Source organism: Paenibacillus aceris (assembly GCF_017874035.1).
Classification (GTDB): domain Bacteria; phylum Bacillota; class Bacilli; order Paenibacillales; family NBRC-103111; genus Paenibacillus_E; species Paenibacillus_E aceris.
Genome location: NZ_JAGGKV010000002.1, coordinates 226,246 through 241,469, shown reverse-complemented (window position 1 = coordinate 241,469; position 15,224 = coordinate 226,246). Strand labels below are relative to the sequence as shown.

The 15,224-nt window shown below is 46.2% G+C and carries 12 protein-coding genes; 8 read left to right on the top strand and 4 right to left on the bottom strand.

The window, feature by feature from the left end; genetic code table 11:
• Window positions 1–1,038: 1,038 nt before the first annotated feature.
• The 5 genes from J2Z65_RS05285 to gyrA all read left to right on the top strand — a co-directional run bounded on the left by J2Z65_RS05285 (window position 1,039) and on the right by gyrA (window position 8,337).
• Window positions 1,039–1,854 (top strand): GDSL-type esterase/lipase family protein, encoded by an 816-nt coding sequence (locus J2Z65_RS05285; RefSeq protein WP_193580785.1) that lies wholly within the window; start codon window positions 1,039–1,041, stop codon window positions 1,852–1,854.
• Window positions 1,855–1,868: 14 nt separating this feature from the next.
• On the top strand, window positions 1,869–2,834 hold the full coding sequence (locus J2Z65_RS05280; protein ID WP_338111571.1) for an ABC transporter ATP-binding protein: 966 nt from the start codon (window positions 1,869–1,871) through the stop codon (window positions 2,832–2,834).
• 15 nt (window positions 2,835–2,849) lie between these two features.
• On the top strand, window positions 2,850–3,842 hold the full coding sequence (locus tag J2Z65_RS05275; protein WP_167054440.1) for an ABC transporter permease: 993 nt from the start codon (window positions 2,850–2,852) through the stop codon (window positions 3,840–3,842).
• Window positions 3,843–3,903: 61 nt separating this feature from the next.
• Complete coding sequence (gene parE, locus J2Z65_RS05270) at window positions 3,904–5,871, top strand: DNA topoisomerase IV subunit B (protein ID WP_167053933.1); 1,968 nt, start codon at window positions 3,904–3,906, stop codon at window positions 5,869–5,871.
• Between the two features lie 24 nt (window positions 5,872–5,895).
• Window positions 5,896–8,337 (top strand): DNA gyrase subunit A, encoded by a 2,442-nt coding sequence (gene gyrA, locus J2Z65_RS05265; protein WP_167053935.1) that lies wholly within the window; start codon window positions 5,896–5,898, stop codon window positions 8,335–8,337.
• Here the strand turns inward: gyrA and J2Z65_RS05260 are convergent.
• Entirely contained in the window at window positions 8,328–8,495 is a 168-nt protein-coding gene (locus J2Z65_RS05260) for a hypothetical protein (protein ID WP_167053937.1), read from the bottom strand. The two genes, gyrA and J2Z65_RS05260, sit on opposite strands and share 10 nt — an antisense overlap.
• A gap of 254 nt (window positions 8,496–8,749) precedes the next feature.
• Between J2Z65_RS05260 and J2Z65_RS05255 the strand changes: the two genes are divergently transcribed.
• A complete protein-coding gene (locus J2Z65_RS05255) occupies window positions 8,750–9,154 on the top strand; it encodes a MarR family winged helix-turn-helix transcriptional regulator (RefSeq protein WP_167054442.1) in 405 nt (134 codons plus the stop codon).
• 32 nt (window positions 9,155–9,186) lie between these two features.
• On the opposite strand, the gene J2Z65_RS05250 is transcribed toward J2Z65_RS05255, so the two are convergent.
• The 3 genes from J2Z65_RS05250 to J2Z65_RS05240 are packed head-to-tail and all read right to left on the bottom strand — an operon-like array spanning window position 9,187 to window position 11,944.
• The gene (locus J2Z65_RS05250) at window positions 9,187–9,900 is read right to left on the bottom strand and encodes an RluA family pseudouridine synthase (RefSeq protein ID WP_338111572.1); all 714 of its coding nucleotides are present in this window, start codon (window positions 9,898–9,900) and stop codon (window positions 9,187–9,189) included.
• 1 nt (window position 9,901) lies between these two features.
• The gene (locus J2Z65_RS05245; protein ID WP_167053941.1) at window positions 9,902–10,768 is read right to left on the bottom strand and encodes a class I SAM-dependent methyltransferase; all 867 of its coding nucleotides are present in this window, start codon (window positions 10,766–10,768) and stop codon (window positions 9,902–9,904) included.
• A gap of 54 nt (window positions 10,769–10,822) precedes the next feature.
• Complete coding sequence (locus J2Z65_RS05240) at window positions 10,823–11,944, bottom strand: peptidylprolyl isomerase (protein WP_167053943.1); 1,122 nt, start codon at window positions 11,942–11,944, stop codon at window positions 10,823–10,825.
• Between the two features lie 181 nt (window positions 11,945–12,125).
• Here J2Z65_RS05240 and glgB point away from each other — a divergent pair, with 181 nt between their 5' ends.
• Window positions 12,126–14,084: a 1,4-alpha-glucan branching protein GlgB gene (gene glgB, locus J2Z65_RS05235; RefSeq protein WP_167053945.1), complete on the top strand. Its 1,959-nt coding sequence runs from the start codon at window positions 12,126–12,128 to the stop codon at window positions 14,082–14,084.
• Window positions 14,074–15,222: a glucose-1-phosphate adenylyltransferase gene (locus J2Z65_RS05230; protein WP_167053947.1), complete on the top strand. Its 1,149-nt coding sequence runs from the start codon at window positions 14,074–14,076 to the stop codon at window positions 15,220–15,222. Before glgB ends, J2Z65_RS05230 begins: the two co-directional genes overlap by 11 nt.
• The last annotated feature ends 2 nt before the right edge of the window (window positions 15,223–15,224 follow it).

Here is a 15,224-nt window from a genome sequence, read left to right as displayed (position 1 = left end):
TTTTCGGTGTAAGGATGGGTAGGGGGATATACCCATTTCTTTATTCGCAAGCCTCAGGTAAGCGCTGGTGAGAGACCTTTGTGGAAACTATAGTCCGCTATCTCTCGTAAAAGGGAGCCTTTTTCCAAGTAGTGGGAACTATGTTCCGTTATTTTGAATTTTTCAAGGGGAAATCACGAATTTTGGACAAATGAGGGACTGTAGTTCCTTCAAATTGTGGATTCTACTGATTTTGGAGAAATAGCGCCCCGGTATTCCCTTATTTATTGGCCTCACCGTTCGTAGCAAACTCAGTAAACAACTTACCCCAACTCCTATCGCTCCTAGTAACCTAAGCAGCCCATGCACCTCCAGCATTCCCAGCAATCCGAAGCAACATATGCTACCTCAGTAATCCAGCACCATGCAACACCAGGGACTCCAGCACCGCCATCAAACTCAAACCCACAGCCCCAAGTACTCCAAGCACCACAAGCATTCCAAGCACTCCTAGCACTCCTAGCACTCCTAGCACTCCTAGCACTCCTAGCACTCCTAGCACTCCTAGCACTCCTAGCACTCCTAGCACTCCTAGCACCTCCAAGTACCCCAAGCACCCCAAGCACCTAAAGCACCTAAAGCACTCCAAGCATTCCAAGTACCTAAAGCACCTAAAGCACTCCAAGCATTCCAAGCAACTCTAAACAATTCATTCACTCCAGTAATCCCAGCACCAAAGAACTCTAGAGACATCAGCACCTCCATCAATCGCAAGCTGTAGTGTTGACTCCTATCCAACATGTGCTGTATGCTTCGGGTCATACCAATGCAGAATGAAAGTAGCAGCATTATCTAATCTGCATTTTTTTAGAGTAGCGTGTAATATTAGCGGCCACAACTGTAACAAAGGTGGTGGAGTTTTACTATTATATGCTATACTACTTATCGCGAACGCATGATCGCATGCATCACACCGCCATATTGCAGCGTTTGCAAATTTATTCTAGAAGCTATACTCTTAGAGTGAATTATGCCATTTATTCGCAGGAGGGGACATACTTGAGATCATCTCGCTTCATATGGGGAACAATTGGCCTAACTGCTTCAATTACCACAATTGTTTTCGCCGTAGGATTTGCTTACGCGGCGAATCAGATATGGTTTCCAAAAGCATCCGGGACACTTAATTTGGCGACGGAGGCTCCGAAGAAGGAAACGATGATTGAAAGCAAAGCTAAGCTGCAAATCGTTGCGCTAGGCGATTCATTGACCGCCGGAACAGGTGACAATACAGGCAAAGGCTATGTGGGCCGAGTCCGTGAAAAGCTGGAGAAAGAGACTGGAAAGCCAGTATTCGTGCTGAATAACTTGGCTATCCCAGGATATAAAAGCGACCAGCTATTAGCTGATCTGGCACTGAAAAAGACACAGGATGCGCTCGCACAGGCAGATATTATTATGCTTACCATAGGCGGTAATGATATTTTTGCCGGTGGAGATGGGCTGTTTAAAGGGGACAACCAGACGGAGTTTAACCCCGAGGCAGCAGTTGGCCGTGTCGCCCCGGCACTTGATAAAATGGAGAAAATTCTCCAAGCCATAAATAAGGCGAACCCTAAGGCAACCGTGCTTTACGTTGGTTTATATCATCCTTTTCTTGATTTAGATCCCAAAAAAGAAGGTTCACTCATTGTACAGCGCTGGAATAATGGTGTTTTTGAAATGATGAACCGTTATCCGCAAATGGTCATTGTCCCAACTTATGATTTATTTGAGCAAAATTTGATTAAATATTTGTCTTCGGCTGATCATTTTCATCCAAACGGGGATGGTTATGAGCGGATTGCTGATCGAATTTTACAAATTCTGAAGTGATGGGGGCAGTTAAAGTGGAAGAAGCAGTAACCATTCCTAAGACCGTATTGTCCGTGAAAAATTTAAAAAAGAAAATTAAAAATAAAGAAATTATCAAAGGGATCTCCTTTGAAGTGTTTGCCGGTGAAATTTTTGGTTTTCTAGGTCCTAACGGGTCTGGAAAAACAACGACGATTCGAATGCTCGTTGATTTAATCCGTCCTACGGAAGGAACCATTCACATCTGTGGATTCGATGTCCGTAAGGAGCATAATCAAGCGATGCGCCAAGTCGGTTGTATCGTTGAGAATCCAGAACTTTATTCCTATTTGACGGGATGGGAAAATCTCGAACATTTTGCAAGAATGCTGCCGGATGTTGATGAGCAGCGGATTCAAGAGGTCGTGGAAATTGTCTCTATGGATGGACGTATTCATGATAAAGTACGCACGTATTCCCTCGGTATGCGGCAGCGTCTTGGTATTGCCCAAGCCCTTCTCGGGCGACCCAGTTTATTAATTTTGGACGAGCCTACGAATGGTCTGGATCCGCAGGGGATCAAGGAAATGAGGGAGTTTATCCAGCGTCTGGCTGCGGATGGGCTTAGCTTGTTTGTTTCCAGTCACCTGCTGAGCGAGATACAGCAAATGTGTGACCGCGTAGCCATTATAAGTCATGGACAAGTTATTCAAGTAGGAGCTGTTGAAGAGTTGATTGCGCAAGGCGGCAAAGTGGTTTGGTCCGTGTCTCCGGCCGATAAGGCTGAGGGGCTTCTCGATGCGTCTCCGCTTGTAAACGCGATTGAGGAAATCAGTCAAGATGATCCTACGCATACACAATCTTCGGTGAAACAAATTGTTACGCAAATGGATAAAGAGAATGTTCCGCAAATAAGTCGGCAATTGATGGAAGCAGGAATTAGCCTCTTTGCTGTAGAAATCAAGAACCCAACGCTGGAAGATTTGTTCTTGAGCCTAACCGAAGGTGAAACCATACAATAGGGGACGGTGAAAGAATTGCTTATTTTATATGAGTTGGTCAAAAATGAATGCATCAAAATGATTAAGAAAAAACGTTTTTATGTGATCATTCTTATTCTGCTTGCTCTTATTCCTATGTTCACTTATGCACAAATGCGTGTCGCCCAAAATACCCAAAAGCAGTTTGGGACGACAGATTGGAAAGCGGACCAGCGTCAAAAAATCATTGATTGGGAAAAGCGCTTAAGCTCAGCAAGAACACCGGATGAATGGAAGCAGCAGCTCAAAGTTCAGATTCAGATTGCAAATTATTATCTGGATAAGGATGTGGATCCAAGCTCGCCCAATGCGGTGACGTTTACGCGCGAGTTTGTCAAAAATGCCGTCTCATTATTCATTCCGTTGATCATCATGGTCATTTCGGCAGATATCGTATCATCAGAGCATTCTACGGGGACTATTAAATTATTGTTGACAAGACCGGTTCGGCGATGGAAAATCCTATTGAGCAAATTAATAACCGTCATATTCTTTACTTCGCTTACGATTCTGTCTACAGGCGTGCTGTGTTACTTGATTTCTGGGCTTGTTTTCGGCTATAACGGGTGGATGATGCCGATCTTTACAGGGATTCAGATAAGTGGCACTGATGTAGATTTCAGTTTAGTAAGAGCGGTCGATCAATGGTTCTTTCTCTTAATGGAGTTTGGGCTGGTCTGGTTCTCGGCATTAGTGGTCTCACTCATGTCGTTGATGATCTCGGTTCTCATTCGTTCAACTGCTGCCGGTATGGGGGTCATGCTCGCGGTATTAATTTCGGGGACGATTCTTTCCAACATGGTATCATCTTGGGAAACAGCGAAATATTTGTTTATGGTCAACTTGGACTTAACCAAGTATTTAACGGGAGGACTTCCGCCAATCAAAGGGATGGACTTAGGGTTCTCGCTAACTGTTTTAAGCGTTTGGGCCGCTATTTCGATAATTGTTTCCTTTACTGTTTTCTCCCGCAAGGATATATTGAATTAAACTACAAAGGAGCAGCGGATCTCCTTTTAAAGAACTCTATATTAGAAAAAGGAGGGCTTCAATGACTGAGCAACTAGAATTTGCGAATGGAAAAGCCCCAACATCCGATTATGATGTCGATGATATTCAAGTACTGGAAGGGCTTGTCGCTGTACGAAAAAGACCAGGGATGTATATCGGCAGCACGAGTTCTTCCGGCTTGCACCATCTGATCTGGGAAATCGTCGATAACGCGGTAGACGAGCATCTTGCCAAGCACTGTTCCAAAATCAGTGTGACGATACATAAGGATCAGTCCATCACGGTGCAAGATAACGGTCGGGGTATCCCGACAGGTATGCATAAGACCGGAGTTCCGACGCCGCAAGTGGTATTTACCATTTTGCATGCAGGAGGTAAATTTGGCGGATCGGGTTACAAAAAGTCAGGTGGTCTGCATGGTGTAGGCGCATCAGTAACCAACGCGTTATCCGAATGGCTGGAAGTCGAGATTTATCGCGATGGCAAAACGCATAAGCAGCGGTTTGAATATTGGGTAGACGATAAAGGTGTAGAGCACGTAGGTGAACCTACGACCGGTTTAGCTGTAATTGGGAATTCAAATCGGACAGGTACGAAAGTCACATTTAAACCGGACAAACGTGTATTTCAGGGTGGCACCACCATTTCATACGATACATTATCCGAGCGATTGCAGGAGATTGCTTTCTTGAACTCGGGATTGCTTGTTAATTTAAAGGATGAGCGTACGGATAAACAGGATTCGTTCCAGTATGAAGGTGGCGCGAGCCAATTTGTTGAATTTTTGAATGAAGAGAAGACAGTTCTGCATCCTGTGATTCATTTTGCCTCGGAGAAGGACGAAATCGAAGTCGAGGTTGCCCTTCAGTACAATGATGGCTATACAGAAACGATTGCGTCATTCGTGAATGCGATTCCGACTCGCGGCGGCGGCACACATGAGACGGGATTCAAGACCGCTTATACAAGGGTCATGAATGAATACGCCCGTAAAGCGGGCATTCTCAAAGAGAAGGAGAAAAACCTTGACGGCACCGACCTAAGAGAAGGTATGATGGTCGTGATCAATATCAAGATGGGCGATGTCGAATTCGTCGGCCAAACCAAGGATCAGCTTGGAAGCGCTATTGCTAGAAGTGCGGTGGATGCGGTTGTTTCGGATAAAATGACGGTGTTTCTGGAAGAAAATCCGCAAATTGCCCAAATGATGCTGAAGAAGGCGGTTCAAGCCTCCAAGGCTCGTGAAGCTGCCCGTAAAGCGCGGGAAGAGATTCGCAGCGGGAAGAAAGGGAAGAGCGAGAGCTCTAACTTAGGCGGTAAGTTAACTCCTGCTCAATCCAAAGATTTGCAGCGCAATGAATTGTTCGTCGTTGAGGGTGACTCAGCCGGCGGTTCAGCGAAGCAAGGGCGTGATTCCAAACATCAGGCTATTTTGCCTCTAAAAGGAAAACCGATGAACCCCGAGAAAGCAAAGCTTCTCGATATTATGAAAAATGATGAATACAAAGCGATTATCGCTGCCATTGGGGCAGGTGTTGGCTCTGAATTCGAAGTTGATGAGATGAATTACGGTAAAATTATTATTATGACGGACGCTGATACCGACGGCGCGCATATTCAAGTGCTGCTCTTAACTTTCTTCTATCGCTATATGAAGCCGATGATTGATGCAGGCAAAGTATACATTGCACAGCCGCCGCTTTATAAAGTGACGAAAAAAGCTAAAAATGGCGGATACAAATATGCATGGACGGATGAGCAATTGCAGTCTGTTGTGAAAGAGCTTGGCAAGAATACCGAATTACAGCGGTACAAAGGACTTGGCGAGATGAATCCGGATCAGCTGTGGGAAACAACCATGAATCCGGAGAGCCGGCAACTTCTACAGGTTCAAATTGAAGATGCCGCTAAAGCTGAGCGCCGAGTGACAACACTAATGGGCGATAAAGTAGATCCGCGCAAACGTTGGATTATTGAGAACGTCGATTTTACCGAATATGTAGAGTAGACCAAAAAGAGTGGTGACTGAAAGTTGGGTATTTTAGAAGAGTTTTTACCAGCCTATCTGGAGGAGATCGTTGGCGATCGATTCGGGCGTTATTCCAAATATATTATCCAGGATCGCGCGATCCCGGATGTTAGAGACGGCTTGAAGCCTGTACAACGTCGTGTTTTATATGCGATGTACGATTCAGGGAACACCCCAGATAAGCCTTATCGCAAATCGGCCAAAACGGTCGGCGATGTCATGGGGAATTACCATCCGCACGGAGATGCTTCGATTTATGACGGCATGGTTCGGATGGCGCAGCCGTGGAAGATGGGGCATACCCTCGTAGATGGCCATGGCAACTGGGGATCCTTGGATGATGACCCGCCGGCAGCTATGCGTTACACGGAAGCCAGGCTCTCTGAAATTGCGATGGAGCTGCTTCGTGATATTGAAAAACGGACGGTTATGTTCAAAGATAATTTCGATAACTCCACGAAGGAGCCAGTTGTGCTCCCAGCTCGTTATCCGAACTTGCTCGTGAATGGTGTGAGTGGCATTTCGGCCGGCTTTGCGACTGAAATTCCTCCACATAACCTGCGCGAGATTATCGATGCGTGTACAGCTATGATCGATAAGCCTGAGATTACGGTTGATGAATTAATGACCATCGTCAAAGGTCCCGACTTTCCGACATCCGGTATTATCATGGGCGAAGAGGGTATACGTGAAGCGTACCGGACAGGAAAGGGACGTATTTATATACGATCCAAAACGGCGATTGAAGACATGCGCGGCGGCAGACAGCAGATTGTGATCACGGAAATTCCTTATCAGGTCGTGAAAGCGCGTCTGGTGACCGCGATGGAGAACATCCGGCTGGAGAAGAAAGTCGAAGGGATCGCGGAGGTTCGTGACGAAAGCGGCCGTAATGGATTGCGGATTGTGATCGAGCTGAAAAAGGAAGCGGACGCGCAAGGGATCTTGGCTTATTTGCTGAAGAAAACAGATCTGCAAGTGACGTACAATTTCAATATGGTTGCGATTGTCAATAAAGCGCCGCGCCAATTAGGTATTCGTGAAATTCTGGAAGCTTACATTGAGCATCAAAAGGAAGTTGTCACTTTCCGATCTCAGTATGAACTTGAGAAAGCGGAAGATCGCGCTCATGTGCTCGAGGGGCTTGTCAAAGCTCTCAACATTCTGGATGAAGTGATCGCCACAATTAAGGCATCCAAAAATCGGCAGGATGCACAAAATAACCTGATCGAGAAATTTGGCTTCTCAGAGCGTCAAGCGGATGCCATCCTTGTTTTGCAATTATACCGGTTAACGAATTTAGAAATTACAACTCTTGAAAAAGAGTTGAAAGATGTTGAGAAAACAATTGCTTATTTGCGCGGTATCTTGGGCAGCTTGAAAAAGCTGTTAGGCGTTATTAAAGATGAAATGGGCGAAATTCGCAAGAAATACGGTATCGACCGCCGTTCAGCCATTCAAGGCGAAGTCGAGGAGCTGAAAGTCAATCTGGAGGTGCTTGTCAATCCGGAAGATGTCTTCATCACGCTTTCCCATGAGGGCTATTTAAAACGGACAAGCAAACTTTCTTTCACAAGATCAGGCGGTGAGCTTGAGAGTACTGGGCTGAAGGAAGGCGACTACTTGCGTTTCTTGCTCGACGTGAATACGATTGAGAGTCTGTTGATTTTCACGAAAAAAGGTCAATATTATTTGCTGCCCGTACATCAAGTCCCTGAGTATAAGTGGAAAGAGAACGGCACCGCGATTGTCAATGTCATTCCGATTGCCAAGGAAGATCGCATCGTAAACGTGATCCCTGTCAAAGGGTTCGACGATCCGACGAAGTCGCTAGTGTTCGTAACCCGTAAAGGTCAAGTGAAGCGTACCGAGCTCAAAGAATACATGACGAACCGTTCCAATGGTCTTGTCGCCTGTAAGCTTGCAGAGCAGGATGAAGTGCTCCACGTACATCTAAGCGACAATACGAAAGAGATTCTGCTCGTCACGAAGCAGGGCATGAGTATTCGTTTCCGCGAGGAAGAAGTAAACCCGATGGGCCGTGCGGCCGCGGGTGTGCGCGGCATCCAGCTCAAGGAAGACGATGAAGTCGTCTCGGCTGAGTGGATTTACGGGGATGAGGGGGAAGTGCTGGTCATATCGGACCTCGGGTATGCGAAGCGGTCCCTTGTCGTTGATTATCCGATTCAAGGGCGCGGAGGGAAAGGTATCCTTACCTTTGAGTTCAAGGAAGGCAAGCGTGTGAGACCTAACGGATCAGCATTGATCCGGACATTTATTGTGAAAATGGATTATCAGATAACGGCTGTAATGAGCAATGGAGAGAAACTTCGTTTCTCAACGGAAACAGCGCCGCTGGAAGATCGCAAAGCGCAGGGTAAGCAACTCATACCTGTTACTAAAACAGAGTCCATCATCGATGTGCTGAAATTCCCTCAATCATAACTGACAGTAGGTGGATCCAGCTTCTCCATCAGCATAAAAGCTAACTCTAATAAGACCCACAGGGGCATCGGTTCGTCTAATCGATCCAGCCACTGTGGGTCTTTCAGTATGCCGGCTTCCAGTGCTTTTTTGCCAAGTTCTATTTTCCAATCGTCCACGTGAACCACTCCTTAGCTTCTTCGTCTGAAAACTAACTGCTTCACAGTATATGTCAGAAGTGGGCGGGATGTTAAAAGAAGTCGAGAAAGCTAGGGCATTCATCATGTTTGGACAAAGTTGTAGAAGTCTCGACAGCATGTCCTATTTCGGTGCAGCTTTTGTTGAAAAGTATTAATGGCATTAACCTTTTAACACGGGAAAATGCGTGCTATACTTGCGTTATAGTAGATGTTGGAAGCGAGTTGATGTGAGGTTGTATTCCGATGAGTTTGGAAAGCTGTGGCTGAAATTGTCTAAGGAATTGAAGAGCCAGATGGAAGTAGGATTAGCACCTACGATTACAGAAGGGCAACTTAACGTATTAGAATTACTTATGACGAATGAGCGTATGAAGCCTTCAGATCTAATCGAATATTTAACTACAACACCTGCGGCGGTTACAACGCTATTAGATCGAATGGAGAAAAGTGAATTAGTCGTGCGTGTGCGAGATGAAAAAGACCGCCGAATCGTTTGGGTCAACGTAACAGACAAAGGAAGGGCGGAATGCGAGCGAGGCACGTTAGTCCGTGAACAACTGTTGGATACGTACCTGAGCCGCGTTTCCGCCCATAACCAGAAACTGCTTATTTATTTATTAGGAAAAGTCGCCAACTAATTTAGGCAGCGCCCCCCCGTTTCGGACGGACTTTACAATTCTGGGATTGTAAAGCCGCTCCACGGCCGCTGCATCGGAGGCAGCGACCGAAAATGCATGGTCTCTTTGAGTGTTGGATGCTCAAAGGAAAGAGCCGTCGCCCAGAGCGCTAGCTGCTGGCCAGGCTTGTTGACCGCGCTGCCATAGCGCTGGTCGCCGTAAAGCGTGCAGCCGATGGCAGCCAGCTGCACACGGATTTGATGCGGCCGCCCGGTGTGCAGCTTGATCTGGATCAAGCTGAGACCGTCTTGGCTGCCGAGCAGTTTATAATCCAGCACAGCCTCCTTGGCTTCGTGCTGGCCTGGTTTGACAACGCTGACGGTATTCGTCCGCGTGTCTTTCCAGAGCCAGTGACGCAGCGTAGCGGTCGGCTGTGGCGGTTTGCCATGCACAATCGCGACATACGTTTTGTCGAGATGCCTTGTTCTTACCGCGTCTGACAAGCGTGAGGCGGCTTTTGATGTTTTGGCGAAGACCATGACGCCGCCAACGGGTCGGTCAAGCCGGTGTACAAGCCCGAGGTACACATTGCCGGGCTTGTTGTGCCGATGCTTCAGGTCTGCCTTCAGGGCGTTCAGAAGATCTGGATCGCGCGAGTCATCCTCTTGCGTTGGCATGTTCACGGGCTTCTCCACCACAAGAATGTGGTTGTCTTCGAAAAGTATCGGAATTTGCGATGCTCCCGAACCATCTTTAGCTCCTGTCACGTTACGCCTCCCAGCGTCCCAGAATACCGCAAGGGAGCATGAGGCCGGAGTGGGTAATCGGCAAGCCGATTTCACCGCTGGAGATCGTACCGCCATGCTTGGCTTTCATGGCCATCGTTAAGATGTTTTGCAGCACGGTTGCCGATATGCCTGTTGTATAAGAGTTAATCAACAGGAATAAAGGATTATCGGTCAAAATCGTCTGACAGGTTTGAATGAAAGGATAGAGGTCATCCTCTAGTTTCCAGGTTTCCCCATTAGGTCCGCGCCCGTAGGATGGCGGATCCATGATGATCGCATCATACTTGCTGCCGCGGCGCTGTTCTCTTTGCACGAATTTGAAGACATCATCCGTTATAAAGCGAACAGGGCGGCTGCCCAGCCCGCTGAGATGCAGATTCTCTTTCGCCCATTGCACGACCCCTTTGGAAGCATCAACGTGGCAAACTTCGGCTCCTGCATAAGCACAGGCGAGAGAAGCGCCGCCTGTATAAGCAAACAGATTTAACACCTTGATCGGCCGGCCGGCTCCCTGAATTTTGTCCATCATCCATTTCCAGTTGACGGCTTGTTCAGGAAATAAGCCCGTATGTTTGAAACCTGTTGGCTTAATATAGAAAGTCAGCTTCTGGTCGTAAGTGATCGTCCAGCGCTCCGGCAGTTCGGAATTCTGCTGCCATTGACCGCCGCCGCTAGAGCTGCGGTGATAATGGGCATCTGCCTGACGCCAGCTTTGCGTTTCTTTTTCTAACGGCCAAATGATTTGCGGGTCAGGTCTTCTCAGAACGAAGGTGCCCCAGCGTTCAAGTTTTTCACCGTTGCCAGTGTCGAGAAGCTCATAATCTACCCAATCTTTTGCATAAAACATGCTGCATTCCATCCTTCAACTTGTATACTTTAACAAACATTCATTGTACACCATTTATTGACTTAAATCGATCTTTTCAATCAAACCAGGCAATTCTTTTTCCGTAAATTGCTGGAATTGTGCTTGTACTAGCGATTCTCTTAAAGATTCTTTTACCGAATCAAAAGATTTTACGGATCTGGATTCAACTTTGATCAGATGATATCCAAATTGTGTCTCAACAGGGTCACTTACGGCACCAATCGTCTGTTCGATCGCTGCTTTCTTGAATTCAGGTACCCATAGATTTACCTCAGCATCTGCATAAAGACCGCCCGTATTTTTGGAACCAGGGTCGTCGGTCAGTTCATTAGCCAGTTTCGCGAAATCTTCGCCGTTTTTAAGCCGTTGTTGTGCATCCTTGGCAAGCTTAAGAGCTTCTTCCTTCGTACGTTTCGCACTGCCGTCATCATTCGTTAGGCCGAACAAGATGTGGCGGACGGATGCAATCGTATAGGCATCTTTATCTTGTTTGAGAGTATCGTCATATTTGGCTTTTAACTGCGTGTCGGAAATGCTGGATTTGATATAGTTTTCCGCCGTGAATCTGCCGACGAGGTAATATTGAAGTTCAGTTTGAGTCACTTTGAAGTTATTCAGATTATCAAGAAATTTCGCTTCGCCAGATTGGGATTTCCAAGCTGAGATTTGTGCAGCCGCACTGTTTTTAGCAGCGGTTCGGTCTTCTTCGGAAGACTTGCCGTACAAAATTCTATTTTGAATGAGTTGCGTTAAGACGCTCTTTTGATAGTCTGGGTTATCCTTTGAGGCATTATAGCTGCTATCGAAAATAGCCTGCGTAGCAAAGAAAGTATCGAACTCACCCTTGGTTACAGTACCGCCTTTGTAAGAAGCAACGACTTTATTGGGATTGTTACCGATCCAAATCGTTTCATTTGCTTCATCCCATTCAACTTTTTTACCAAGTGCTTCACTTACGAAACGAAGTGGCACATAAGTAGATCCTTCATACACAAAACCTTTTCCATCTGCCGGCACTTTTTCGACACCATCAAACATATACTTGAGGCTTCGGAAGGCGACTTCAATTTGACTGCTAGCCGCAAAAGCTGCTGTACCGCTAATTAACGAACCGATCGTTAAACCCACGATAAGTCCTTTTACTTTGTCTTTCATGATCCTGGTTTCCACCTTTCAATTAAGTATCACTTTAGTAATTCACCCAGGATTAAGTCTTTTCCTTTTTTTAATATGAGGAATTGAAGGATTTCTCTACCTGCTTGTTGTATTTGTAGGGTATGTGATTGAATGTAACAACCATATTTTGAATAATAAGGTCGATTATGGGAGGGATAACATGGGGGCAAATGTTGGTATACCCAGCTCAGAAGATTTGTTTCTGCTTCATGAAGGATCCCTGTATCACAGCTATCGCATCCTAGGGGCGCATGTAAGCAAAACAAAAGGACATGAGGGTGTTCGTTTCGCAGTATGGGCGCCTCATGCCAAACAGGTTTTCTTGGTTGGCGATTTCAACCAATGGCAATCCGGGATTCATCGCATGGAGATGTGTAGCTCACTTGGGGTTTGGATGTTGTTTCTTCCTGAAGCAAGAGAAGGTGACTATTACAAGTACGAAATTCACAGTGAAACCGGTCAAATTTTGTTGAAAGCCGATCCCTACGCCTTTTATTCCGAAGTACGCCCAGGCACTGCCTCGCGTGTTGTCGATCTGGAAGGCTACGAATGGAAAGATGAAGCTTGGCAGGAGCACAAAAAAGTAAGCCCCGCCTATAATAAACCTCTGTCCATTTACGAGGTGCATATGGGGACCTGGCGCAAAAAAGACAGACATAGCGAAGAATTATATACATATGACCAGCTTGCAGACGAGCTAGTCGATTATGCAGTGGAGATGGGTTATACACATATTGAAGTGATGCCGCTCGCAGAGCATCCGTTTGACCGCTCATGGGGCTATCAAGCGACAGGGTATTTCTCTGTTACCAGCAGGCATGGTTCACCGAAACAGTTTATGCATTTTGTCGATCGCTGTCATCAGAAAGGGATCGGCGTCATCATGGACTGGGTACCTGGCCATTTCTGCAAGGACGCTCACGGCTTGAGGCAGTTTGACGGAAAGCCGCTTTATGAATATCAAGACCCGCGCAAAGCCGAGAAACGGGAATGGGGGACTCTTACGTTCGATTTTGGCAGGCCGGAAGTGCAAAGCTTTCTCATCTCCAACGCTATATTTTGGATGGATGTTTATCATATTGATGGCATCCGGGTGGATGCTGTAGCTTCTATGCTGCATTTGAATTTCGGCAGATGGAATGAGAAGCCCCTCAAGAATCAATGGGGCGGAGATGATAATCCGGAAGCCGTTGCTTTCTTAAGAAAACTGAATCAAGTCGTGTTCTCCTATTATCCGGATGCGCTTATGATGGCGGAGGACTCGACGGATTGGCCGCTCGTTACAGCTCCTGTACATGATGGCGGACTTGGATTCAACTATAAATGGAACATGGGCTGGATGAACGATATGCTGCGCTATATGAAGCTGGATCCTGTCCATCGCAAATATCACCATAAACTGATCACGTTCTCCTTTATGTACGCCTTCAGCGAAAATTATGTATTGCCGTTTTCTCACGACGAGGTTGTTCATGGGAAACGTTCACTACTGCATAAGATGCCAGGCGATTATTGGCAGAAATTTGCCAACCTGCGTGTTCTATATGGATATATGTCGGGTCATCCCGGCAAAAAGCTGCTGTTTATGGGCAGCGAATTCGGTCAATTCGACGAATGGAAAGACCAGGAGGAAGTGGATTGGTTCCTGTTGAATGGTTATGAGAAGCACGAACAGATGCATACTTACGTGAAGGCTCTGAATCAATTTTATTTGGACCAACCGGCATTATGGCAAAAGGACCATAGTCCGGATGGGTTTCAATGGATTAATCCGCACGATGAGAGCCAAAGCGTTGTTACCTTTATGCGCAAAGGAAATTCGAAGGAGGATGATTTGATTCTCATCTGTAATTTCACGCCAGTGGTGCACCCCGATTATCGAATCGGCGTCCCGCGTAGCGGTGTGTATGAGGTTGTTTTTAACAGCGATGCTCCTGAATTTGGCGGTTCCGGCCAAGGGAACAAGCTTCCAATCACGAGTGAAAAAAGAAAATGGCACGAACAGCCTTATAGCTTGTCTCTGTGTATTCCGCCGCTTGCGGCTGTTTATATAAAATGTGTGAAAGAATTCCAACTAGAGAAAACGAAGTTGAAGGGGGAAATCAGAGATGCGCAGTAAAGAATGTGTTGCCATGCTCCTCGCTGGTGGAGAAGGACGAAGACTAGGCGTGCTAACGAATAATTTGGCGAAACCAGCCGTACATTTTGGCGGGAAGTACCGGATTATTGATTTCACCCTTAGCAATTGCACGAATTCAGGTATAGACACCGTTGGTGTCTTGACTCAATATCAACCTCTCGTGCTCAACACGTATATTGGAATCGGCAGTTCGTGGGATTTGGACCGCAAATATGGCGGTGTCACGGTGTTGCCTCCGTTCATGGAACAAAAAGGCGGAGATTGGTATAAAGGAACAGCCAATGCGATTTATCGCAATATTGGGTTTATCGAGCAGTATGATCCGGAGTATGTTTTGATCATCTCGGGTGATCACATTTACAAAATGGATTATGATAAAATGCTTTCCTACCACAAAGAGAAAAATGCGGACGCAAGTATTGCAGTAATTGAAGTGAAATGGGAAGAAACCAGCCGTTTCGGAATTATGAGCGTTAATGAAAAACAGGAAATAACTGAATTTGCCGAAAAACCAAAAGAAGCGAACAGTAACTTGGCTTCCATGGGTATTTATATTTTTAATTGGAGTGTACTAAAATCGTATTTGATTGCGGATGAGGAAAATCCGAATTCCAGTAAAGATTTCGGGAAAGATATTATCCCGATGATGCTGCAAAATGAAGCGAAAATGTATGCTTATCCGTTCGACGGCTACTGGAAAGACGTCGGTACCATTGATAGTTTATGGGAAGCAAATATGGATCTGCTCGATGAAAATAACGAGTTGAACCTTAATGATAAAGATTGGCGGGTTTACTCCCAAAATCCATACCAGCCTGCTCAATATGTGGCGCCGACAGCGAACATTAAGCGTTCACTAGTGAATGAGGGCTGTGCGATTTTCGGAGATGTCGATCACTCTGTCTTGTTCTTCGGGGTACAAGTTGGCGAAGGCAGCCAAATTCGTGATTCCGTTATTATGCCGAATGCGAAGATCGGCAACAATGTCACGATTAACAAAGCGATTATCGGTGAAAATACAGTCGTGGAAGACGGCGCTGTGGTAGATGGTCATGGTGAAATTTCACTCATAGGCGGCAATGAACGGGTATTAGCGACTGCCAAACAGAAGGGATGATC

Bases quoted from the DNA above. Each gene is read 5' to 3' on its own strand.
- parE (WP_167053933.1), top strand. From the start codon at position 3,904: ATGACTGAGCAACTAGAATTTGCGAATGGAAAAGCCCCAACATCCGAT.
- J2Z65_RS05240 (WP_167053943.1), bottom strand. From the start codon at position 11,944: ATGAAAGACAAAGTAAAAGGACTTATCGTGGGTTTAACGATCGGTTCG.
- J2Z65_RS05245 (WP_167053941.1), bottom strand. From the start codon at position 10,768: ATGTTTTATGCAAAAGATTGGGTAGATTATGAGCTTCTCGACACTGGC.
- glgB (WP_167053945.1), top strand. From the start codon at position 12,126: ATGGGGGCAAATGTTGGTATACCCAGCTCAGAAGATTTGTTTCTGCTT.
- J2Z65_RS05230 (WP_167053947.1), top strand. From the start codon at position 14,074: ATGCGCAGTAAAGAATGTGTTGCCATGCTCCTCGCTGGTGGAGAAGGA.